Origin of the sequence: Rothia sp. HMSC072E10 (assembly GCF_001813965.1) — a bacterium.
GTDB classification, from domain to species: Bacteria; Actinomycetota; Actinomycetes; order Actinomycetales; family Micrococcaceae; genus Rothia; species Rothia mucilaginosa_A.
Window position 1 is genome coordinate 47,064 of the sequence record NZ_KV814491.1, and the last position, 23,643, is coordinate 70,706.

Here is a 23,643-nt window from a genome sequence, read left to right on the forward strand (position 1 = left end):
ATTGCTTTGGCCAGGACTAGAGCGGTGCGGCCCTAGCTCCGCTACTCGGGCTTCTTCTCTTCGCGCTGAGCTTCTGCCCGCGGAGCATCCTTCGAACCCGGCTCTTCTGCGGTCTCGGCAGACGTGTCGGCGCCCTTCGCGTTTTTTGTGCTTTCCGCGGATTCCTCAGTCTCTTCAGAATCCCCGGCGGCTACCGCACGGTTCTCCTGGTATTCCTGAATCATCTCGACGGCCTGCTCACGCAGCTCGCCCAGGCGCTCGGTTGCTTGGTCACGGAACCCGGCCAGACGTTCGGCCTGCTGATCGGCGTACTCGGCCAGGCGCTCGGTTGCCTGGTCGCGCAGCTCCACGAGTCGCTCCGTCTGCTCGGCGGCGTAGTCCTGCAGGCGGGACAGCGAATCCGAGGTGGTGGCGGTAACTCGGCCGTACATTTCGTCCACGTAGGAGGAGAAATCCTGCAGCACCTTCGCGCGGCGAATCTTGTGCGAGGGGGTCAGATAGCCGTCCTCCTCGGTCAGGTCGCGGTTCATGATGCGGAACTCACGGATACCCTCGGCGCGCGAGACCAGCTGATTCGCCTCGTCCACAATTCGCTGCACGGCGGCGCGTACCGCCGGATGCACGGCCGCCTCCGGGATGGACAGTGAACGCGGCAGCCCCAGGTGCTCGAGCTGCTCGGGCAGGGTATCCGGATCCAGGGTCACGAGGGCCGCGATGAAGGGCTTCTCATCCCCCACCAGCATGGCCTGAGAGACCAGGGGAGAGGTGCGCAGATGGTTCTCCGCAATGCCCGGAATGACGTTCTTGCCGCCGGCGGTGACGATGATTTCCTTCTTGCGTCCCACAATCTTCAGCAACCCGGCCTCGTCGAACTCGGCCAGGTCGCCGGTGCGGAACCAGCCGTCCTCGGTGAATGCCTGAGCATCCTCCTCGGGGTTCTTGTAGTACCCCTTCATGACGCCCACACCGCGCACCAGCAGCTCGCCGTCCTCGGCGATGGTGCCCTCGGCACCCGGAAGGAGCGGGCCGATTCTACCGATCTGATACGGGTTGATACGCCCGGCCGCGATGGGAGCGCAGGTCTCGGTCAGGCCGTAGCCCTCAATGACCTGCACGCCCACCGCGTGGAAGAAGTGCGCGAGGCGCTCTCCCAGCGGGCCGCCTCCGGAGACAGCGTAGTGTAGCTGCCCGCCCAGGGCCGCACGCAGCTTGGAGTACACGAGACGGTCGTACAGGGCGTACTGCGCCGCGAGCTTGAAAGATACATGGCCGGTGACCTTCGCCTTCGACCAGGCAATCGCGATGTCCACCGAGCGGTCAAAAAGAGCCTTGTTGAGAGAACCTCCCTTTTCGGCCTTGGCCTTGGCCCCCTCATACACCTTCTCGAAGACTCGGGGGACCACCAGCAGCATGGTCGGCTTGAAGCTATCAAGATCGGCCGCGAGGTTCTTGATGTTGGGGGAGTGGCCGATGACCAGGCCAGCGTCCAGGGCCAGCACCTGAATCAGGCGAGCCAGCACGTGGGCCAGCGGCAGGAAGAGAATCGACGAGTTGCGGGGGTTTGCAATCTCGCTTTCCACGAAGCGCGTGTTGGCGCTCAGGTTCAGGAAATTGCCGTGGGTGAGCGGGCAACCCTTGGGACGGCCGGTCGTGCCGGAGGTGTACACAATGGTCGCGATGTCATCGCAGGTGGCGCGGGTGCGTGCCTGCTCAAGCTGTTCGTCGCTGACCTCGGAAGCACGGGCGCTCAGCTCATCCAGGTCGCCGTTCTCGATGACCCAGCGGTGCTTCAGCTGCATGGGCTCTTCGGTCGTGGAGGCGAATTCCTCAGCCTCCGCGATGCGCGCCAGCAGCTTCTCATCCTCGACGAAGACCGCGGTGGCCTCGGAGTGGGAGAGCGCCCAGGAGGCCTGGGCGGGGGCATTCGTTTCGTAGACCGGCACGGAGATAGCACCGGCGTACCAGATGGCGAAGTCGATTACGGTCCACTCGAAGCGGGTACGGCTCATAATGCCCACGCGGTCACCCGGGCGGATACCCGCGGCAATCATGCCCTTCGCCAGGTCGGCCACCATGCGGTAAAACTCGCTGGCGCGTACAGGCTGCCAATTGCCCGGGGACATCTGGCGACGGTACAGCACGGGGTCCGCGCTGTTGGCGCGGTGACGCTCAACGAGGCTCGTGAGGTTCAACGAGGGGTCGACAATGACCTCTGCGGGGGAAGAAAAGACTTTCATGATGCGCCTTTCGGTTGGGGCGGCCTCTGCACGGTCCCGGTGCGGCTCTACGGGAGTCGCGGGGTGGAATACGGTACTGCGCCTACGGGGTGATGCGGTCCGCGGGAGCAGGGCGGTGGGCTATTTCGGTGACAAAATCCTGGAGCGAGGCGAGCACGTACTCGGCGTCGTAGTCGAGCGTCGCCACGTGGTAGCTACGGGTTAGCCATCTAAATTCTACAGGAGCTGAACAATGTTCGAGAAAATATTTATGGGAGCTATCGGACACAGTGTGATCGCCTAACGAGCGAAGGCACAGCACCGGCGCCTTCAGGCGCGGCAACAGCTCGCGGGTCTCGGCCCCCAGCAGGTGTAGCTGGTACACCGAGGCGGTGGGCGTCAGCCGGTACGCGCCCTCGCTCACGCCCGGAATGGCGATGTCAGAGCCCACCGACTTAAGCGCCGGCAGAAGCTTCGAGACGACCCCGGCGTGGCGCATCAGCGGGTTCACATCCACCATGTAGGGGTTAATGACTGCGGTGCCGAGCACCGGCAGACGCGCGGAGAGGTTCACGGCCAGCGTGCCACCCATCGACATGCCGATGACGACGACCCGAAGGCCCTCGTCGGTGAGGCGACGGTAGGCGGACTCGACCGAGTTCAGCCAGTCGCGGTAATCCGTCAGGCGCATATCCTGCCAGCGGGTACCGTGCCCCGCGAGTAGCGGCATCTCCACGGGGTAGCCCAGCGCCGCGAAACGCTCGGCGATGGGGCGCATGCTGTGCGGGGAACCGGTGAAACCGTGCACGATAAGGATGCCCACGCCGGGCTCAGAGGCCCCAACCCCGCGGGAACCTTCGGCGCTCTGGGGCTCCGGACGGAAGGATAGCGGGGAATGATCGAAAACATTGGGGTCGCCCCCGAAACGGTGCTCCAGCATCTCTCGCACCTCCCGGGTGGCCAGGAGGCGGCGCTCGCGGGCCTTACGCCGCATACGCTTAATCGGCTCAAGCGAGCTATCAAAAATACTCATGGCCCTCCTTAGACAATGCCGGGGGCGCGGGCTAACGGCCGGCGCGGGGGAGAGACGCGCATCGCCCCTCGGCCCTAGAATACCTCGCCCGCCTCGACGGCACCTGTGAGGTGAGCCTGCCGGCGGGGGAGGACGACGGATTCAGCGGAGGGCGGAGCAGGTAGCCGACTCGTGTCGCACATTCGCCGTAATACGAACGCCGAATACGGTGACGGTCGGGGAGAGCCGCAGAGACAGGCTAGAATTGAGCCGGGAATATTCAGAGAGGAGATCCCCATGCCGACCACCGCCCTGTACCGAAGCCTCAAGATTCTTGGCTCGCCACTGCTGCCGGGCCTGTACCACCACGAGGTGACGGGGCTAGAGAACCTGCCCAAGGGCCCCTTCATCGTCGCCAGCAATCACCTGGCGTTCTGCGATTCCATTTTTATTCCGCTTGCGCTGCCCCGCACCGTGAACTTCCTCGCCAAGAGCGACTACTTTACGACCCCGGGGCTCAAGGGCCGCGCGATGGCCGCATTCTTCCGCGGGGTGGGCCAGCTGCCCATGGACCGTTCCGGCGGTCAGAAGAGCCAGGAATCCCTCGACGCCGGCGCGCGGGTTCTCGCCGAGGGCGGCATCATCGGCATTTATCCCGAGGGAACGCGTAGCCCCGACGGCCGCGGCTACCGTCCCAAGGTGGGCGTGGCCCGCCTGGCCCTCGAGTCACGGGTGCCCGTCGTTCCCATCGGGCAGATTGGCACCGACCTGATTCAGCCCTCCGGTTCGAACCGCATCCACCTGCGCCACGATGGCGAGCCGATTCGCGTGCGCACCGTCATCGGCAAGCCCCTCACCTTCGAGAAGTACACCGCCGACGTCGAGATCAGCTACCGCTCCCAGCGCGAGGTTGCCGATACCATCGGCGCGGCGATTCGCGCCCTGAGCGGGCAGGAGTACGTGGACGTCTACGCGGATCGCGTCAAGAAGCTCATGGCCGACGAGCACCTGAGCGCCGACGAGGCCGTGTCCCGACTGCAGAACGAGAAACGCTAGAAGGCATAGGCGGACGGCACGGCCACACGGGCCGACTAGGGGTTATCTGAATCCTGAGATGAAGCCCCGGCCCGGGGCGTTCGTAAACACCGTAAGAGTACAATATACCCATCTCTTCCCCGTCCGCGCGGGGTCGAGAGACGACGCACAAGACCATCCCAACGGAGTGAATGATGAGCACCCAGAACCTCAACACCGCGCAGACCGACGACCACGGTCTGGATAACTGGCGCGAGCTGCACATTGACCAGCAGCCCACCTGGAGCGAGCACGAAGACTTCGCCAGCACCATCGCAGAGCTGAACTCGGTTCCCCCGCTCGTCTTTGCCGGCGAGGTGGACGCCATGCGCCAGGCGCTCGGCGAGGTGGCTGAAGGTCGCGCCTTCCTGCTGCAGGGTGGCGACTGCGCAGAAACCTTCGCGGGTGCAACCGCCGACAAGATCTCCGGCCGCGTGAAGACCATCCTGCAGATGTCCGCTGTGCTCACCTACGGCGCCTCCATGCCCGTGGTGAAGATGGGCCGCATGGCCGGCCAGTTCTCCAAGCCGCGCTCCGCAGACATGGAAACCCGCGGCGACGTCACCCTGCCCTCCTTCCGCGGCGAGACCGTCAACGGTTTCGACTTCACCCCCGAAGCACGCGTACACGACCCCAAGCGCATGCTGCGCGGCTACCACACCAGCGCCTCCACCCTGAACCTGGTGCGCGCCTTCACCAAGGGCGGCTTCGCAGACCTGCGCGCCGTGCACCAGTGGAACCGGGGCTTCACCTCTAACCCCGCCCACGAGCGCTACGAGAAGACCGCCAACGAAATCGGCCGCGCCCTCAAGTTCATGGAAGCCTGCGGCGTGAACTTCGAGGCCCTCAAGACCACCGACATGTACGTTGGCCACGAGGCCCTGGTTCTGGACTACGAGCGCGCCCTGACCCGCATCGATTCGCGCACCCAGCTGCCCTACGACACCTCCGCACACTTCCTGTGGATTGGTGAGCGCACCCGCGGCATCGATGACGCCCACGTGGACTTCCTCTCCAAGGTCCGCAACCCCATCGGCGTGAAGCTCGGCCCGACCACCACCACCGAGGACGCACTCGCGCTGATTGACAAGCTCGACCCGAACCGCGAGCCCGGCCGCCTGACCTTCATCACCCGTATGGGCGCGAAGAACATTCGCGAGAAGCTGCCCTCCATCGTCGAGGGCGTGCAGGCCGAGGGCGCGAAGGTCGTGTGGGTGACCGACCCGATGCACGGCAACACCATCTCCGTGCCCTCCGGCTACAAGACCCGCCGCTTCGACGACGTGCTCGACGAGGTTCGCGGCTTCTTCGAGGTGCACGAAGCTCTGGGCTCGTTCCCCGGCGGTATTCACGTGGAGATGACCGGCGACGACGTGACCGAGTGCCTGGGCGGCTCCGACGCTATCGACGAGGCAGCACTGGCTGACCGCTACGAGTCCCTGTGCGACCCGCGCCTGAACCACTCGCAGTCCCTGGAAATCGCGTTCCTGGTCTCCGAGTACCTCAAGAACCGCGGTAGCCGCGGCTAAGGACGTTTTCGCGTCATCGCTTCTCGTACGCCCTTGCGACGTACTAACGGGCCCGGCCCCTCAAGAGTGAGGGGCCGGGCCCGTATCGTTTAGTGAAGACGGCGCTTAGCTGAGACGGCGCTTAGCGAAGACAGCGTTTAGCGGCGAGGGTGCTTGGAGCGTCCTGGGGTGAGGAGAGATTCTGAGCTCCTAACGGTTTGGTCCCCGGCGGGATCCCGATGAACCCCGATTCCCGATGAATCCCGGCGGCTGAGCATCTAGTAGCCCAGGCCGAAGAAGCTCGCGAAGTTCTTCCACCACTCCGATTGCAGGATGGAGGTCGCAAGCCACCACCCACTGAAGCTGGCGCTCATGCCCAGCAGAATCACCATCAGCGCCCACACACCCATCGCCGCGCCTGAGGGGGGAGGGGTGAGCTCACGTACCGGCAGTCGGCGGTCGCGGTGGAGAGCATCCCGCGACGTGAAGCCGGAGGAATCGGTGGAACCGGTGCTCCCGCCGGAATCCCGCCGAGAAGTATCAGGGGTGTGCGCCCCGTCCGGGCTTTGCGCGGCATCGGAGTAGTCAGGGTAGGCGTTGAGCGCGCGCTCGGCGTAGATGGGGGCGTACTCACCGAAGGTCGAGATAAACTCCTGCTCGGTCTGCGGCCCGATGCCGACGGACGGTGCATCGGATGCATCGGATGAGGCGCCGGAGCTTTGAAGCCCCTTCGACCCCCGCGAGTCATCGGCCTCGTTGGGCTCGCCGCCATCGGAGGCAGCCGAAGCCTCGGGTGCCGAACTCTTGAGCGGGGGAATACCCTCGGGGTTGAGCACCGAGTCCTCCGCGTCCACGTCGGCCAGATGCACCTCCTCTCGGGAACCGGTGAGCAGGCTATCCGGAGAATAAACGTCGTAGGCGAGCAGGTCTCCGGCATCGCTAAACGCGCTGATGGGGGTGTTGCGCACCATCTGCCCCGCGCCGCTGCGCTCGGCGATCTCGGCCACCGCCTCCCACAGGCTTGAGGTAGGCTCCGGGACGCTCGGAGCGCGCCAGGACAGCTCGGACTCGCCGAGAGACTCGGCAACCTCCTTGAGAGAGGCGAAAAGCTCGGTGGCGTCCTCGGGGCGGGCCTGCGGCTGCTTGCGGGTGCACCAGGCAATAATTCCGGCCACGTCGCGGTCAATACCCGGGGCGATATCGCCGAGCGGGGGCATCTCAATATTGGCATTGTGATACAGCACCTGCTGGTCGTTCTCCAAACCCACGAAGGGCAGTCGCCCCGCCAGCATGCGGTACATCATGACGCCGAGCGCGAAGATATCGGCCTGCGCGCCCACCTTCACCTGCGGGTCCAGGACCTCCGGCGCCACGTAGGCGGGAGTACCCATGGGGGCGCCGGAATCCACCTGATCGTCGCGGCGTGACAGACCGAAGTCCGTCAGCTTCACCTGGCCGTTGGCGTCCAGAAGAATATTGCCCGGCTTAATATCGCCGTGCAGGTAGCGGTTGGCGTGCACCTCCGAGAGGGCATCCACCACCGGCAGCAGAACATCCAGCGCCTCGCCCAGGCTCAGGGCGCGCCGCGTGCGCAATAGCTGGCTGAGCGTGCATCCGTGCACGTATTCGAGCACGATATACATGACCATCTGCCCGGCCACGTACTCGGTGCCCGAAGAGATGACACCCACCGTGTGTCCGCCGCCCACCTGGCGCATCGAGCGTTCCTCGCGGTGGAATTTCTGCCGGTTGGCGGCGTCCTGTGCCAGGGAAGGGGAGAGGATTTTGAGCGCCACAGGATTGTTCGACCACAGATCCAGCGCGTAGTAGACCTCGCTCATGCCGCCCCGCCCAATCAGCGAGCCCACCTGGTAGTGTCCCTCGATAATGGCGCCACTCAGCCACTCCGAAGAGCCGACCGTGGCACCCTGTGCGGGCGCGGTGGTGGCCGGAGGAACAGTAGAAGAGGCGGGAGGATGCGAGGGCGATGAGTGAGTGTGCGCGGAAGAACGGGGGCGCGGGAGGGGAATATTCATACGGCCTCTATCTTATCGCTCGGCCCAATCGCGCGGCGGGGAAAAGGTTATCGGGAGGGCAATACTCAGCTGATTCTAAGGCAACCGCCTGAGCAGAATGTGACGCTCCGCGCGGCTGAGCGGGTCGAAAGTGGTAAATATGAGTCGGCTCTGGCACTCTTAAAAGGTGACTAACGAAAATATTGCTCAGACCTTCGCCCTCGTCGGCGATTGGGTCACTATTCCCGATATTGCGCAGGCCCTCGATCTGAAGGTGACCCGCGTGCACAACCTGATTTCTGACGGTACGCTCATCGCCCTGCGCGACCCCGAAACCAATGTGCGCAAGGTTCCCGCGCTGTTCCTGAACGGTTCGCGCGTGCTGGAATCCCTCAAGGGCACCCTCGTGGTGCTGAAGGACTCCGGCTTCAGCGATGAGGAAGCCATCGTCTGGCTGTACACCGAGGACGAATCCCTGCCCGGCCGCCCGATCGACGCACTGATTGACGGCCGCAAGACCGAGATTCGTCGCCGCGCCCAGGCCCTGGCCTGGTAGCACCGGAGGGTAGCGCCGCAACGCGGAGGCGCAGGGGGCCGGTAAACACGCTGGCCCGGGTGCTCTTCGCACGGCGGGAACTCAACTGATAAAACAGCGGATGGGGTAGCGTTCACGCTACCCCATCCGCTGTCGTTTAACGGTCTCTTCGCTGCGCCTCGCCGCTATTCCTACGTCTTTTTCACGCCCCGCGGGCTGAAAACACGCCCGTTTAGGACTTGCGACGTAGCGCGCGGTCCACGATATCGCTCAGCGCCGCGCGCACGAGCTCGTCGAGCTCCAGCGCATCCAGAGCCTCAAAGACCGCATGGGACTTCTGCTCAATCAGCCGCTCGTGCTCGGCGAAAGCACCCGAGGACACCATGAGCTCACGGATGCGCTCCACCTGCTCATCGCTCAGGTTGGGGTTGCCCAGGCTGTCGTGCAGGAGCGCTGCCTCCTGCTCGCTGAGGGCCGCGGAGGTCAGCGCCACCAGGACGGTGCGCTTACCCTCGCGCAGGTCGTCACCGGCGGGCTTGCCGGTCACCTCGGGACGACCGAAAACGCCCAGCTCGTCGTCGCGCAGCTGGAAGCCCTCACCGAGCGGCAGACCGAAGGCCCGGTAGCCTGCCAGCACCGGATGCTCCTCGCTGATTGCGCCGGCCCCGCTCTCCAAAGCCCGCGCCTGCAGCGCCAGGCTCCCACCGATCGTGAAGGGGTGCTCGCACGAGTACTTGGCGGACTTGAAGCGGATCACGTTGAGCGCTCGTTGCAGGGCCGAGCTGGCATCTTCGGTGTCGAGCACCTCGGAGTAGACGTCCAGGTACTGCCCGGCCAGAACCTCAGAACGCATACGGTCAAAAATGGTGCGCGCCGGGGAACCGTATAGTGCGCCCTCGCCCAAGGACGCAAAGACCTCCGCCGACCAGACGAGGGTCAGGTCGCCGGCCAGGATGCCGCCGGTCAGACCGTAGTTGAAGGCGTCGCCACGCCAGTTATTCTGCTCGTGCGCGGCCTCGAAACGCTTGTGCACGGAGGGGGCGCCGCGGCGGGTGTCGGAGCGGTCGATGATGTCGTCGTGAATGAGCGCGGAGGTCTGGAATAGCTCCACCGCCATGCCGGCCTTCACGATGGACCAGGTGCCGCGGTTCTCGGTCACGGGTGCGCCTCCCGCCCCGCGCCAACCCCAATAGCTCAGCAGGGCACGCAGACGCTTGCCGCCGGTAGAAAGGGATTCGATGGCCTCCAGCAGGGGGAGGGTCTCGGGGGAGATGCCCTCCAATAGTTCGCGCTGCGCGGCAAAGAACTCGGCCATCAGGGTATTGAAGGCGTTCAGGTAGGCGCTCTGCTCATGTTCGAGAGCCTCGGCGATGCCTGCGGGTAGCTCTGCGGAGCCTCCGGCGGGGGAAGGGGTCGTCATACTATCCTCGGTGTACGTGGGGACGATGGGCATGGGTGCGGTGTGCACCCCTCTAGCTTAGTGGAGAAACGCGTCACACGGGGTATTTGCGAATATGTTTACTAATATTTGGGAGCTTAATTCGTAGACGTGTGCTATATTTGGGGTGTGGTGAAAGCTATCGAAGGGAGGTTGAGGGGTGAGTAAGCCGGGCCGCGATAATGCGCGCGTCATTATGCATCTCGATATGGATGCCTTTTTTGTTAACGTCGAACTCCTCGAGAACCCCTCGCTTCAGGGTAAGCCCATTATCGTTGCGCCGACGGGCCCTCGCTCAGTGGTATGCTCGGCCTCCTATGAGGCGCGCGCCCACGGGGTTCATTCGGGCATGCCTCTCAGCTGTGCCCTCTCCGAGGTTCCGCACGCTACGGTCCTTCCCCTGCGCGCGGATTACCGGTACTATTCCCGAGCCGTCATGGGTATTCTGCGTGACCTTAGCCCGCTGGTAGAGCAGGTGAGCGTGGATGAGGCCTTCGTGGATCTTACGGGCGCCCACCGGCACGGGCAGGACCCCGTGCAATTGGCGCAGCGGGCGCGTGAGCGCATCGCAGGGGAACTCTCCCTGCCCTCCTCAGCGGGGGTGGCTCCCAATAAACTGCTGGCCAAGATGGCCTCGACCGGCAGTAAGCCCAACGGCCTATGGGTCGTGCCGCCCGGCCGCGTGCAGGAATTCCTCGACCCGCGCCCGGTCTCGGCGCTGTGGGGCGTGGGCTCGAAAAGCACAAAGCTTTTGGCCGGCTACGGAATCCAGACCATTGCGCAATTGCGGTCCATGAGCATCGAGTGGCTTCGGGACCGTTTCGGCACCTCCCACGGGGAATACCTCTGGACTGTTGCGAGGGGTATTGATGACCGGCCCGTCCTGACCGAACGCGATGAGAAGAGCATGGGTGGCGAGCATACCTTCTCCGAAGATACCGCCGATGCCGCCGCCATCAGCGGGGTTGTGCGCGAGCTGAGTCTCAAGCTCGGGCGGCGTCTGCGCGAATCCGGTCGCCTCGCGGGGCGGCTGAGCCTGAAAATTCGCTATGCGGGTTTCGAGACCCGCACTCGATCCGTGCCCCTCAGCTCGCCCCTGGATTCGGGGATGCGCATCGCCGAGCTGGCGCTGGAGGCGCTGCGGGCCGACGGGATCCTGACCGGGGACGAGGCACCGCGACCCATCCGCCTGGTTGGCGTGCGGGCCGAGAAGCTGGCTCGCGCCGAGGACGGGGTGCAGCAGGCTCTCTTCGAATCCATCGAGTACAAGCCCGCCGGGCGGGGGTCGAGGAATTGGGGGAGCGGAGGTGCGGTGAACCTCGGGGATCTGAACTCTCGATCGTCGAAGCTCGCGCCGGAGGCTACCGAGGCGGTGCTCGTGAAGGCCGGTCGCTGGTCCGAGGTTGAGCACGTCATGGACGCGATTCAGCGGAAGTACTCGGCCGAGAGCATCAAACCGGCCTCGAGGGTTGCGCTACCCGACCGGAAGGCCGACGGCCGCTCGGGAGGGGCCGAGGCGGGCTCCGCGGAAGAGGCTCGTGACGGATAGAGGGACAGGAGAATCGGTGGACCATCGCAGCAGCGAAGGCTGAAAGAAACGGGCGGCTGGTGAGTTCCCCGGCCCCGTCGCATCCACGTGTCGAAATAGCCCCAAAATGGTTCGTAAAATAAGTAGCTGATAGGCTAAAAATAGTGCGTTGCTCGCGCCTTGCGCGGTAGGATGGAACCAAAGAGTGCGCACGCGCCACGGGATGCGTTTCAACCCGCTGCGGATACCGGCGCGAACGCGTTGTCAGAAAGACAAAGGAGAACACGATGGCACTGTCCGAGCGTGAACAGAAAGTTCTTGAGCAGCTCGAAGAACTCATGAGCAATGAGGATCCGAACTTTGCCTCGTCCATGTCCTCCACCGGCAATACTGCTCCCGTATTTAGCGCTCGACAGTTGGCGCTCGGAATTCTCTGCGTGCTAATCGGTCTGGGCATTATCATTGGTGCCGTCGCCTCTCACCTCATCTGGCTGGGCGTGCTCGGCTTCCTCTTTGCAGCCTTCGGCGTGTACTTCGCCAGCACCAGCAAGAAGACCCCCGTGGATTCCTTCCTGGGAGGCAAAGCCGGCGGTGCCGCCCGCGCCCGCTCCCGCGAGCAGAAGGAGCGCTCGGCCTTCATGAACCGCCTGGAGGAGCGCTGGGACGAGCGCAACAACGGTCAGAACTAAAACCCGCTGATGGCCCGGGACAGCAGGTTTCGGACCGAAGATACCGAGGTGAAAATACCGAGGTGAAAATACCTGGCTAGGGATGCCGAGTTGAAGGGTTCAAGCCGGAACTCATAATGACTTTCCCAAGCGGAGGCGAGACGTATGTCTCGCCTCCGCTTTTTCGTGCCCGGTGTCTTTCTCCAAGTGGCCTTTTCTTGCTTGGGGGCTTGTGGGCTTCGCTTTCAATCCTTCTGCGTATGGCAAGCTGGTTGCCCCGGGTGAAGGCATATATAGCCCGCCCGGAATAGGCGCTAACTCCTTTTATGTGTGCCTCGTGCCACTCTGCTGCTGTGTATCTAAGTTCTGCCGCTAAACGGCTCTAACCTGTGTAGAAGCTGTGCGCTGAGATAAAAAATGCAAAAGAAGGAATAAAAACCCTAAAAGACCTTCCTCGAGGTGGGGGAGGTGGTGGAAAATGGGGTAAAGTGGAGGAGAAGGCTGAAGCCCCCTCCCTCAGCCGTGCTCCGCACCCGTTTCCGCTGTGGTGCAGGGCGCACGTCGTATTCTTCCGCTCGCTCCGCAAGCGCCATCGGAAGGGACGTGAGGCGAGGGCGCACGACAGGCTCAGCATCAGGCACACACGGGGGAGGTGACGCGAATGTTCCTGGGAACCTATTCGCCACGAATGGACGCCAAAGGGCGCATCATCCTCCCCGCCAAATTCCGTGAGGAACTCTCAGCAGGCCTCGTTCTGACCCGCGGTCAGGAACGATGCCTGTACGTTTTCCCCTCCGCGGAATTCGAGCGCATCCACGAGCGGATGCGCAGCGCACCCCTGCCGGGGCGAGCCGCCCGCGACTTCCTGCGAGTATTCCTCTCGGGAGCCTCGGATGAGCTACCCGATAAACAGGGGCGCATCACCATCCCTCCGATTCTTCGGCAGTACGCCGGGCTTGGCGACCAGCTCGTGGTCATCGGGTCCGGAACCCGGGCGGAAATCTGGGACGCCTCCGCCTGGGAGGAGTACCTGGCCCGCACGGAAGCCGAGTTCGCGGCCCTGGATGAAGACCCCTTCAGCCCCCTGCTCTAACGACTCGACGGCTCGTCGAATCGGCAGAGACACGGAGACGACAGGAACGCCGAGCCGGCAGGGCGGTAAATCGGTGTGGACCCGATGCGCGGTCTGCGCCCCCCACACGCTTTATCGACACACCACTCACCACCACGCAGGATTACCTCACACAGGAGCACCCATGAGCGTAGAACGCGCCCCCGAAGCCGGCACCTCCGGCTCCTCGGTGAAGGTCACCGGCGCCTCCATCGACAACCTTTCCGAGCGTGACGCCAGCGAGCGCCACGTGCCCGTCATGCTGGACCGCTGCATCAACCTGCTGGCACCCGGCATTGAGCGTGCCGTGGAGGAACGCGGAACCGCCTACGTGATTGACGGAACCCTGGGCATGGGCGGCCACTCCGAGGCGCTGCTGGAGCGGTTCGAGAACCTGGTGCTCATCGGTATCGACCGGGACCTGCAGGCCCACTCCATCGCGGGGGAGCGTCTGGCACGCTTCGGCGAGCGTTTTGTGCCTGTACACGCGGTCTACGACGAAATCGACCGCGCCATGGAAACCGCCGGGGTGCAGGGAATTGACGGCGTCCTGCTGGACCTGGGTGTCTCCTCCATGCAGCTGGACGAACGCGCCCGTGGCTTCGCGTACTCCTACGACGCGCCCCTGGACATGCGCATGAACTCCGAGGACGAGCTCACCGCGCGCATCGTGGTCAACGAGTACAGCGAGGACCAGCTGCGCCGCATTATCCGTAATTGGGGCGAGGAGAAGTTCGCCTCGCGCATCGCCCGCGCCATCTGCACTGCCCGCGCCAACGCGCCCCTGGAGACTACCGGCGAGCTCGTGCGCATTATTCAGAAGGCGGTTCCCGTCGCGGCCCAGCGTACCGGCGGCCACCCCGCCAAGCGCACCTTCCAGGCGCTGCGCATCGAGGTCAACCACGAGCTGGAGGCGCTCGAACGGGCCGTTCCCGCGGCCCTGGATGCGCTGAACCTGGGCGGCCGATTCGTTGCGATGAGCTACCACAGCCTGGAAGACAAAATCGTGAAGCGCGCCCTCACAGCCGAGGCGACCTCCAAGGCGCCGAAGGGATTCCCTGTGGAACTCGAGGAACATAAGCCCACGATCAAGATCATTACCCGCGGCGCGGAGCCGCCCACCGAGGAAGAGATTGCGCAAAACTCTCGCGCGGCCAGCGCCAAGCTGCGCGCAGCCGAGAAGATTCGAATCCCCTCCCAGTAGCGATTTGCCCGCCCGCAGGCGACAGACGCTAGTAACCACCTAAGACGAAGATTAGAGAGCGAATGAGCACCCAGCACGCATCCCAGCGCCCCACCCGCGCCCAGGGTACCCCGCGGACTCGACGCGCCGGTTCTTCGCGCCCCTCGGCGGGTGCATCCGGCGCTCTGAGCTCGAGCCTGGGCTCCTCGAACGCCTCGCACAGTGCGGGCGTGACCCGCACCTCCAAGGGCGTACATTCCGGCCGTACCCGTAGCGCGCGGGTGGATCCGGTTACCGCTTCTCAGCCCGTGGTTCGCCCGGCAAGCACCGCAGCCTCCCACGGGGGTAAGCGCACCGCGGGCCACGTTCCCGGACCGGTACGTGCCGCGGCCCGAACCGAGGAACCGCGCGAGGAAGAGGTCGTCACCCGACGCACGCCGCTGTCCGCGGTGACCCGCCGCGCCCGCCGATTGAGCCCGCCGACCATGCTGGCCGTTTTTGCCGCTATCCCGCTGACCCTGATTTTTATCCTGCTGCTCAACGTGCTAATCGTGACCCGACAGTATGACATGGTGGACCTGCGCGCGCAGGAACAGCGTCTCGTGCAGGAGAACCAGGCCCTGCAGCAGGAGATCGGTTTCAAGGAGGCGCCCCAGGACCTGGCGGTGCGCGCGAGCGCCCTGGGCATGTTCGCCAGCTCCTCGCAGGCCACCCTGAACCTGCAGACCTCCAAGATTGAGGGAACCCCCGCCCCCGTGGCCAGCCCCACCGGCAAGGCCGCGACCAAGGAACAAAACCTGATTGCGCCCCCGGCCGCAGGCTCCGAGGAGAGCTACGCCAAGAGCGTGGTGGATGCGGATAAGACCACCCAGCAACGTCACGCAAGCGCGACCGCGAGCGCCTCGGCGAGCGCAACGGCTAGCCCCGCCGCGGCCAATAACGCCGCGAACACGAACAACGGTGCCGCTAACGGCACCGCACAGAACGGCCAGGCCACCCGCTAGCCGCCCCCAACCGACACCCCACACAGCACGAGAACCGCGAAAGGATATCCCCGAATGAGCTTCGACGCGCGCCATCACGCGAACGAACCGGCATCCGGGAAGCCGGACCTGACCCGCCGAGGCTTCCTGGCAGGCGCCGCAGCCACCTGCGCTCTGGGCGTTATCGGTGCGAACCTGTTTATCCGCCAGGGCTTTGACCCCGGTGCGGTGGCGAATGCGTCCCGTCAGAAGCGTCTGCGCTCGCAGGTGCTTCCCGCCGTGCGCGGGCAGATTCTCGATATCAACGGTAACGTTATGGCGCGTACCGTGCAGCGTTATAACCTGACCGCAGATCAGAGCGCTGTGGCGACCTTCAAGCGTTACAACGAGGACCGCACCGAGAAGATTGAGGTGACCCCGAGCCAGCTGGTCTACGAGATGACCGATATCCTCAAGAGCGTGGACCCGGGCATCACCGACGAATTCATCAAGTCGAAGCTGGACGGCACCTCCAAGTACTCGGTCATCAAGACCGACGTTTCTCCCGAGATTTTCCACAAGATTGACGACCTTGGCGCGCCCTTCATCTACGGCGAGGCCTTCTCGCAGCGCCTGTACCCCAACGGTAGTGTGGGTGGCTCCGTGGTCGGCAAGTACAACATTGTTGAAGAGGCTGACGGCAACGGCAAGGGTGGCACGGTGTCCCGTAACTTCTCGGTGGGCATTGAGCGTGTCTTTGAGAAGGAGCTTGCCGGTACCCCCGGTGAGCGCACCTACGAGATTAGTGCTGATGGTGTGCGTATCCCCGTGGCGAAGGAAGAGCAGCGCCTGGCGGTGGACGGTAAGAATATTCGTCTGACCATTAACCGTGATGTGCAGTATTTTGCGCAGCAGGTGGTACGTGCTCGCGCTGAGGAGCTGAAGGCTGAATGGTGTACCGCCATTGTTATGGATGTGCGTGACGGCTCCATTTTGGCTCTCGCTGATTCCTCTACGATGGACCCGGGTGCGGCAACCATTGAGGATGCGGCGGATATGACTCCGCGCGCTATTTCGCAGAACGTGGAGCCCGGTTCGACCGAGAAGATGCTGACTTCTTCGGCGTTGATTGAGCAGGGCCTGACGACTCCGACTAGTGTGTATGATGTGCCCGCGACCCTCACGATTGACGGCCAGACTTTCAAGGATGCGTTTGAGCACGGGGCGCAGCGGCGTACTTTCTCGGGCATTATTCATGACTCGATGAACACCGGTACGGTGCTGGTCGGTCAGAAGCTCAGCAAGGAAGAGCGCTACAACTGGTTGAAGAAGTACGGCGTCGGCGAGTTTACCGGCATTGAGCTGACCGGTGAGGAGCAGGGTATAATCGCTGATTGGCGTGATTGGGATGGCCGTCAGCAGTACACTGTGCTGTTCGGTCAGGGTGTTGCGCAGACTCCGCTGCAGACCGCCATGATTTTCCAGGCGCTGGGCAATAAGGGCGTTCGTCTGAAGCCGCGCATTGTGGACGCGATCATTGACGCCGACGGTACCGAACATAAGCGTGCCGTAGAGCCTGGCGAACGCATGGTCAGCGAGGAGACTGCCGCTTCCTGCCTGACTCTCATGGAGAATGTGGTGGAGCAAGGCCACGCCCGTCCGGCGAAGGTGACCGGCTACCGCGTGGGCGGTAAGACCGGTACTGCGGAAACTCCGAGTGAGAAGGGCGGCTACGACGGCAACACGACGTCCTTTATTGGTGTGGCGCCGATTGAGAACCCGCAGTTCTTGGTGGCGGTGACCATGCAGCGTCCTGAGGGTAGCGTGGGTGCGAACGGTACGACGGCTGAGTTCTCCAAGATTATGGAGAAGACCCTGCACACCTATAATGTGCCGCGTTCTACCGGTGAACCGGAGTTGATTCCGCTTTTTGCTGAGGATAGCCCCAATAAGACGAGCTAAAGGCGAGCGGGGGAGAGGTTCCCGGTAGCTGATTCGTGATGAAGAAGCCCCGGGACTGAACACCTGTCGAAGCCTAAAGCCCGTAGAATATTGAATGACCCTGTGTGCCTTGAGCGCATTGACCATACAGAGCTCACCGCTTCGGACAGCGGAGAGGAAAGAAGGACGATGGATACCGCATCTCACGCACCCGGCCAGAACCTGCTGGGCGGCGACGCTCAGACTCTGCGCCCGAATTCTGTGCGCCCGGTGAGTTTGGCGCACCTTCGCGAACATCTGCAGGGATTGGGTGCTCAGGTGAGTTCCCAGCTGGCTAGTGGCGTTCAGGGTTCTGAATCCGGTGATTCTGTTGAGGTTACCGGTATTAGCATGGACTCCCGAGGTGTTCGTCCGCAGGACCTGTACGTGGCTCTGCCCGGTGCGAAGGTGCACGGTGCGCAGTTTGCTGAGGCCGCGTTGAATCTGGGTGCTTCCGCTATTTTGACGGATGCTGCCGGTGCGCAGCTGCTGGGTGAGGCGCCGGTGCCTGTCCTGGTGACTGAGAACCTGCGCGAGTATGTCGGTCCGTTGGCTGCGCTGATTTATGGTTCGGCTTCGTTCCCCGCTACTCACCGTTACGCGGTGACCGGTACGAACGGTAAGACCACCTCCACCTACATGTTGGAGTCGGTGTTCCGCACCGGCCTGGGTGTGAAGACGGGTCTGATTGGCACTATTCAGATTCTGATTGATGGTGTGTCGGTTCCTTCGAAGATGACCACCCCGGAGTCTCCTCACGTGCATTCTCTGCTGACGATTATGGGTCAGCATCAGGTGCGTTGCGCCGCAATGGAGGTGTCCTCGCACGCGATTGATTACCACCGTGTGGACGGCGTGAAGTATGCGGTTGCTGGCTTCACGAACCTGACCCAAGACCACCTGGATCTGCACGGCACCATGGAGCATTACTTTGAGTCGAAGGCGCAGCTGTTCACCCCCGAACGTGCTGAGCTTGCGGTGATTACTGCTGATGACGAGTGGGGCGAGAAGATGTTCTCCGCCGCTTGCGAGCAGATGGGCGCTGAGCAGGTGCACCGCCTGGTGACTGCGCGCGGTGCCGGTCTGGCTGAGGTGCCCGCAGAGTTTGGTGCCCGCGACTGGGCTGTGGTGAAGGTTCAGCGTGAGGGTCTGGGCCACCGATTCCACGTGGCTAATGGCGCCGGTGAGAGCGTTGAATGCTACACCGGTCTGCCCGCTGACTTTAACGTTTCGAATGCTGCGCTGGCGGCTCTCATGGCGTACCTGGACACTGACTCCGCTGAGCGTGAGCGTCTGCTGCCTGAGCTGGCGTCCAGTTCGGCTCTGACCCCGGTGGTGCCGGGTCGTATGCAGCTGATTTCTTTGGCTCCGCACGCGATTGTGGACTTTGCCCACAACCCTGACGGCCTGACCCGTGCCCTGGAGGCGATGGATCGCCCCGGCGACGGCAAGGTCATGATTGTTTTCGGTGCGACCGGCGAGCGTGACCAGCTCAAGCGCCCGATTATGGGTGCGATTGCGGCACAGTACGCAGATATCGTCATTGTGACTGATGACGATCCGCACGGTGAGGCGCCCGAGCCGATTCGTGCCGCCGTTGAGGAGGGCGCGCAGAAGGCTGAGAACCGCCGAGCCACCCAGATCCTGAATATTTCTCCGCGTGCCGCCGCTATTGATGCGGCAATTGCCCTGGCGGGCGAGCATGACGCCATCCTGATTGCTGGCCGCGGCCACGAAACCGAACAGGATGTTGACGGCGTGGATATCGCCCTGGACGACCGCGTTGAAACCGCCCGTGCCCTGCGTGCGCACGGTTTCGAGATTCTGCCTGACTACCAGCGCATGCTCGATGAAAGTGACTCTAAGACCGCTGAAGGTATGGTGAAGAATGATTAAGCTCAGCGCCGCCCAGATTATTGAGGCAACCGGCGGCACCGCTATCGGCCTGGAGGGCCGTGAGGATCAGGTGTACGCAGACTTCGCCACCACCGACTCCCGTGAGGTGCAGACCGGTACCCTGTTCGTGGCGAAGCCCGGCGCGGTCACTGACGGTCACAGGTTCATCCCCATGGCGTTTGAGAGGGGTGCGACCCTGGCGCTGGTCGAGCGTGAAGTACTCGACGAGCAGGGCATGCCCTACCCGAGCATCCAGGTGCCCGATGTGGTGCTGGCGATGGGTGATTTGGCGCGCTACTCCATTGAGCAGATGCGTGCTCAGGGTGAGCTGACCGTTATCGGTATTACCGGTTCTGCCGGTAAGACCACGACGAAGGACCTTCTTGCCGCCATTTTCACCCCGGAGGGCCCGACCGTTGCCCCGGTTGGTTCCTACAACAGTGAGGTGGGCGTGCCCCTGACCGTTTTCCGTGCGGATGAGTCCACCCGCTACCTGGTCATTGAGATGGGGGCCGACCACGTGGGCAACATCGAGTACCTGGCGAATATTGCGCACCCTGATCACGGCGCAATCCTGAAGGTTGGTACCGCGCACGCTGGCGAGTTCGGCGGCGTGGACAATATTGAGCGCACCAAGGGTGAGCTGGCTGAGGGCGTTCAGCCGACCGGCTCCCTGGCTCTGAACGCTGACGATGAGCGCGTGCTACGCATGGCGTCGCGTTCGGTTGCACCCATTACGTACTTCGGCGTGGGCGAGAAGACCGGCGCGAACGGTCAGCCCTACGAGCGTTACGTGGCGGCACTGAATCTGCGCACCACCGATGCCGGTTGCCCCGAGTTCACTCTGCGCCTGCCTGACGGTAGCGAGTACGAGATTTCCTCCCGCCTGATCGGTGAGCATCACGTGCACAACCTGCTGGCCGCTGCGGCTGTCGCCTACAACAGCGGTATTGCGGGTGAGAAGATTGCCCGCGCGCTCAACGGCGCGGCGGCTGCCTCCAAGTGGCGCATGGCCCGCACCGACCGTGCCGACGGCGTGACCGTCATTAACGATGCCTACAACGCCAACCCCGAGTCCATGGCGGCGGCGCTGCGCACCCTCGCACAGTTGGGCCGCACCGTGGACCCGGCGACCGGTCAGCCGCACCGCACCTGGGCCGTGCTGGGCGCCATGCTGGAGCTGGGCGATGTGTCCGTTCAGGAACACGATCACCTCGGCCGCCTCGTGGTGCGCATGAACATTTCGAAGCTCATCGCGGTCGGTGACATCGCTAAGCCCATCTACAACGCCGCGCACCTGGAAGGCTCCTGGGGTAATGAGGCGACCTGGGTTCAGACCCCGCAGGAGGCCGCCCAGATTCTGCGCGCCGAGCTGCGTCCCGGCGATATCGTGCTTTTCAAGTCCTCGAACGGCGCGAAGCTGGGCCTGCTGGGCGACGAATTCGCCTTCGCCGAGGAGAGCTTCGGCTCCGCCGAGGACGAGGCCCCGACCTGGCTTTCCGCCGGCGACTTTGTTGAGGCTACCGACCTGAGCGAGCACCTGGCCGCCCACCTGGACGGTACCGAGTCCAGCACCTCCGCACAGACCACCAACGAAGGGTAACGCTTCATGATTACCGTGTTGATTGCAGGAATCCTCGGGTTCCTTATCTCCCTGACCGCGCTTCCGGTGTTCATCAAGAAGATGAAGTCCCTCAAGCTCGGTCAGCTGATCCGCGATGAGGGCCCCGCCGCCCACCAGTACAAGGCGGGCACCCCCACCATGGCAGGCCTGATTTTCATCCCGGCGGCGATTCTTGCGTACCTGCTGACCATGGGCATTAGCGCCGTTTTCTTCGGTACCTCGCCACTGCCGAGCGCCACCGCGTGGCTGACCATCGCCTTTACCCTGGGCATGCTTGGCGTGGGTGCTGCGGATGACATCATGAAGTTCCGGCACAAGGGCAACGAGGGTCTGACCGAGCGTCAGAAGACCATCGGCCTGCTCGCGGTGACCGTTCCCTTCGCCTTCCTGGCTTTCCAGTTCCCCAACGAGTCTGGCGCGCGCCCCGCATCCACCGCGATTTCCTTTGTGCGCGACCTGCCGATTGACCTCTTTGCCGCCGGTGCGGTGTTTGGGTCCATCCTGGTGGCCGTGTGGATTACCCTCATCTCCCTGTCGGGCACGAACGCCGTGAACTTCACCGACGGCCTGGACGGCCTGGCCGGTGGCGTGATGATGACGATCTTCTCGGGCTACCTGACCATCAGCATCTGGCAGTACGTGCACGCCTGCACCGCGGGCGCCGGCACCGCCTGCTACGACGTGCGCGACCCAGGTTCACTGGCGCTGATTGCCGCATCCTTGATCGGTTCCCTGGCCGGCTTCCTCTGGTGGAACGTCTCGAAGGCGCAGATCTTCATGGGCGACTCCGGCTCCCTGGCCCTGGGCGGTGCGATGGTTGCCTTCGCCCTGTTCACCCGCACCGAGCTCCTGCTGCTGGTCATGGCACTGATTCCGGTGCTGGAGGTCTTCTCCGTAATCGTTCAGAAGTTTGTCTTCAAGGTCAGCCGCAAGCGCTCGGTTGCGGCGGGGGAGAAGCCCCTGCACGCGCACCGTTACTTCCGTATGACCCCCTTCCACCACCACATGGAGAAGACCGGTCTGAACGGCAAGTACTCAATCGATAAGAAGGGCCTGGAGCCCGGCACCGTCAGCAGCGGCGAGGTGAACTCCGTGTTCCGCCTCTGGGTTGTCAACGCCCTGTGCGTGCTGGTGGCCCTGGCTCTCTTCTTCGGCGACTGGTTCTCTCAGACTTCTGGAGTGATTCACTAATGTCAACTATGGAACAGGACGCACTGCGCGCCCGCCGCGAGGCAAACGCCCAGGCGATTGCCGTCAACCCGGTGTACGAGAACGAGCGCCTCGCGCAGCTGACCAGCTGGGACGCCCCCTGGGCCGGTCTGCGCGTCGTGGTCGTGGGGATGGGCACCAGCGGTGACGCCGCCGCGGATGTGCTCGCGCAGCTGGGTGCGCGCATCACGGTTATCGACGGGGCAGACACCCCCGAGAAGCGTGAGCGCATCGAGGTTTACCGTAACGCGTACGGACCGGTGAGCGGCCTGTTCGGCCCCGAGCACATGCTCGCCCTGCCGCAGATTGAGGGCGAGGACCCCGAGCTGGTCGTGACCTCTCCGGGTATTCGCCCCGACCACCCCGTGATGCTTGACGCCTACGAGCGCGGTATCCAGGTGTGGGGTGACGTGGAGCTGGCTTGGCGCCTCAACGACCGTGCCGGCCGCCCCAGCCCCAAGTGGCTGTGCCTGACCGGCACGAACGGCAAGACCACGACCGTGGGCATGACGGATTCGATTCTGAAGGCCGCGGGCAAGAAGTCCATTCAGGTGGGCAACGTGGGCATGCCGATTGTGTACGCGATTGCCGACGATGAGCCCTACGAGTTTTTCGCGGTGGAGCTGTCGAGCTTCCAGCTGCACTGGACCTTCTCCCTGTCGCCCTACGCCTCGGTCGTGCTGAACATTGCCGAGGATCACGTGGATTGGCACGGTTCCTTCGAGCGTTACAAGGCCGATAAGGCCCGCGTGTACGAGAACACCCAGGTGGCCTGCATCTTCAACACCGACCACGCCGACACCCTGCGCATGGTGGAGGATGCCGACGTGGTGGAGGGCGCTCGCGCGATTGGCTTCAGCGCCACCCAGATGCCTGCCGTGTCGATGCTCGGCCTGGCTGAGAATATCATCGTGGACCGCGCCTTCCTGAAGAACCGCTACAACGAGGCGCTCGAACTGGGCGTCGTGCAGGATTTGGCCCCCGCGCCGGGTAAGATGCCTGCCCAGTACACGGTCGAGAACGCCCTGGCCGCGGCCGCCCTGTGCCGTGCCGCCGACGTCGATCCGAAGGCCGTGGGTGCGGGTCTGCGTTCCTTCAAGACCGGTGCGCACCGCAACCAGCTGGTGGGGTACGCCAACGACATCATGTGGGTGAACGACTCGAAGGCCACGAACCCGCACGCGGCCAACGCCTCGATGAGCGGTTACCCCTCGCTGGTGTGGATTGCCGGTGGCCTGTCGAAGGGCGTGGAGTACGACGAGCTGATTACCGATCACGCTAAGCGCCTGAAGGCCGTGCTCATCATCGGCACGGATACCGCAGGCCTCAAGGCTGCCCTGGCCAACCACGCCTCGCAGGTTCCGACCTATAACCTGACCGCCTCGGTGGCCGACCCCTCGGACGGCATCGCCGTCATGAACGCCGCGGTGGCGAAGGCCGCCGAGATCGCTCAGCCGGGTGATACGGTGCTGATGGCACCGGCCGCGGCATCGATGGACCAGTTCAAGAACTACGCGGTGCGCGGCGAGGCGTTTGCGAACGCCGTGGCCGATCAGCTGGCCCAGTCGTAGCCTATTCGGCCCCGGCCGGTACCCTAGCGCGTAGCGGCGTTCGCGGCCCGTGCCGCCTAAGCCGCGCTCTCGGGGGTGGGACGTTTTGGGTTCCACCCCCGCCTCTTTTCTCA

General features: G+C 63.8%; 17 protein-coding genes. 13 read left to right on the forward strand and 4 right to left on the reverse strand.

What is annotated here, in order from left to right; translation table 11 throughout:
- Positions 1-41: 41 nt before the first annotated feature.
- Both HMPREF2944_RS05665 and HMPREF2944_RS05670 read right to left on the reverse strand, forming a co-directional pair.
- Complete coding sequence (locus tag HMPREF2944_RS05665) at positions 42-2,237, reverse strand: AMP-binding protein (RefSeq protein ID WP_070681379.1); 2,196 nt, start codon at positions 2,235-2,237, stop codon at positions 42-44.
- Between the two features lie 82 nt (positions 2,238-2,319).
- Complete coding sequence (locus HMPREF2944_RS05670) at positions 2,320-3,249, reverse strand: alpha/beta hydrolase (RefSeq protein WP_049343469.1); 930 nt, start codon at positions 3,247-3,249, stop codon at positions 2,320-2,322.
- Positions 3,250-3,525: 276 nt separating this feature from the next.
- On the opposite strand from HMPREF2944_RS05670, the gene HMPREF2944_RS05675 reads away from it, so the two are divergent.
- Together HMPREF2944_RS05675 and HMPREF2944_RS05680 are read left to right on the forward strand one after the other, a co-directional pair.
- On the forward strand, positions 3,526-4,284 hold the full coding sequence (locus HMPREF2944_RS05675; RefSeq protein ID WP_070681384.1) for a lysophospholipid acyltransferase family protein: 759 nt from the start codon (positions 3,526-3,528) through the stop codon (positions 4,282-4,284).
- Positions 4,285-4,457: 173 nt separating this feature from the next.
- Positions 4,458-5,831 carry a class II 3-deoxy-7-phosphoheptulonate synthase gene (locus tag HMPREF2944_RS05680; protein ID WP_070681387.1) on the forward strand — a complete coding sequence of 458 codons (1,374 nt, stop codon included), beginning with the start codon at positions 4,458-4,460 and terminating at the stop codon, positions 5,829-5,831.
- 257 nt (positions 5,832-6,088) lie between these two features.
- Here HMPREF2944_RS05680 and HMPREF2944_RS05685 read toward each other — a convergent pair whose 3' ends face one another.
- Positions 6,089-7,846 (reverse strand): serine/threonine protein kinase, encoded by a 1,758-nt coding sequence (locus HMPREF2944_RS05685; RefSeq protein WP_083313079.1) that lies wholly within the window; start codon positions 7,844-7,846, stop codon positions 6,089-6,091.
- A gap of 166 nt (positions 7,847-8,012) precedes the next feature.
- Between HMPREF2944_RS05685 and HMPREF2944_RS05690 the strand changes: the two genes are divergently transcribed.
- Entirely contained in the window at positions 8,013-8,381 is a 369-nt protein-coding gene (locus HMPREF2944_RS05690) for an Rv2175c family DNA-binding protein (RefSeq protein ID WP_049332634.1), read from the forward strand.
- Positions 8,382-8,592: 211 nt separating this feature from the next.
- On the opposite strand, the gene HMPREF2944_RS05695 is transcribed toward HMPREF2944_RS05690, so the two are convergent.
- A complete protein-coding gene (locus tag HMPREF2944_RS05695) occupies positions 8,593-9,675 on the reverse strand; it encodes a polyprenyl synthetase family protein (protein WP_371440419.1) in 1,083 nt (360 codons plus the stop codon).
- A gap of 283 nt (positions 9,676-9,958) precedes the next feature.
- Here HMPREF2944_RS05695 and dinB point away from each other — a divergent pair, with 283 nt between their 5' ends.
- The 10 genes from dinB to murD all read left to right on the forward strand — a co-directional run bounded on the left by dinB (position 9,959) and on the right by murD (position 23,530).
- Entirely contained in the window at positions 9,959-11,347 is a 1,389-nt protein-coding gene (gene dinB / locus HMPREF2944_RS05700) for a DNA polymerase IV (protein ID WP_246826271.1), read from the forward strand.
- A gap of 266 nt (positions 11,348-11,613) precedes the next feature.
- Positions 11,614-12,015, forward strand: coding sequence for a DUF3040 domain-containing protein (locus tag HMPREF2944_RS05705; RefSeq protein ID WP_049332637.1), 402 nt, complete (start codon positions 11,614-11,616; stop codon positions 12,013-12,015).
- A 640-nt stretch (positions 12,016-12,655) separates the two neighbouring features.
- Positions 12,656-13,087, forward strand: coding sequence for a division/cell wall cluster transcriptional repressor MraZ (gene mraZ / locus HMPREF2944_RS05710; protein ID WP_049332640.1), 432 nt, complete (start codon positions 12,656-12,658; stop codon positions 13,085-13,087).
- 163 nt (positions 13,088-13,250) lie between these two features.
- Positions 13,251-14,309 (forward strand): 16S rRNA (cytosine(1402)-N(4))-methyltransferase RsmH, encoded by a 1,059-nt coding sequence (gene rsmH, locus HMPREF2944_RS05715; RefSeq protein ID WP_070681393.1) that lies wholly within the window; start codon positions 13,251-13,253, stop codon positions 14,307-14,309.
- Between the two features lie 62 nt (positions 14,310-14,371).
- Complete coding sequence (locus HMPREF2944_RS05720) at positions 14,372-15,292, forward strand: cell division protein FtsL (protein WP_246826272.1); 921 nt, start codon at positions 14,372-14,374, stop codon at positions 15,290-15,292.
- A 54-nt stretch (positions 15,293-15,346) separates the two neighbouring features.
- Positions 15,347-17,212: a peptidoglycan D,D-transpeptidase FtsI family protein gene (locus tag HMPREF2944_RS05725; protein WP_070681397.1), complete on the forward strand. Its 1,866-nt coding sequence runs from the start codon at positions 15,347-15,349 to the stop codon at positions 17,210-17,212.
- A gap of 168 nt (positions 17,213-17,380) precedes the next feature.
- Positions 17,381-19,126, forward strand: coding sequence for a Mur ligase family protein (locus tag HMPREF2944_RS05730; protein WP_070681400.1), 1,746 nt, complete (start codon positions 17,381-17,383; stop codon positions 19,124-19,126).
- The gene (murF, locus tag HMPREF2944_RS05735) at positions 19,119-20,729 is read left to right on the forward strand and encodes a UDP-N-acetylmuramoyl-tripeptide--D-alanyl-D-alanine ligase (RefSeq protein ID WP_070681403.1); all 1,611 of its coding nucleotides are present in this window, start codon (positions 19,119-19,121) and stop codon (positions 20,727-20,729) included. Before HMPREF2944_RS05730 ends, murF begins: the two co-directional genes overlap by 8 nt.
- Before the next feature lie 6 nt (positions 20,730-20,735).
- Complete coding sequence (gene mraY / locus HMPREF2944_RS05740; RefSeq protein WP_070681406.1) at positions 20,736-21,941, forward strand: phospho-N-acetylmuramoyl-pentapeptide-transferase; 1,206 nt, start codon at positions 20,736-20,738, stop codon at positions 21,939-21,941.
- Entirely contained in the window at positions 21,941-23,530 is a 1,590-nt protein-coding gene (gene murD, locus HMPREF2944_RS05745) for a UDP-N-acetylmuramoyl-L-alanine--D-glutamate ligase (protein WP_070681409.1), read from the forward strand. The genes mraY and murD overlap by 1 nt, the downstream gene beginning before the upstream one ends.
- Positions 23,531-23,643: the final 113 nt, after the last annotated feature.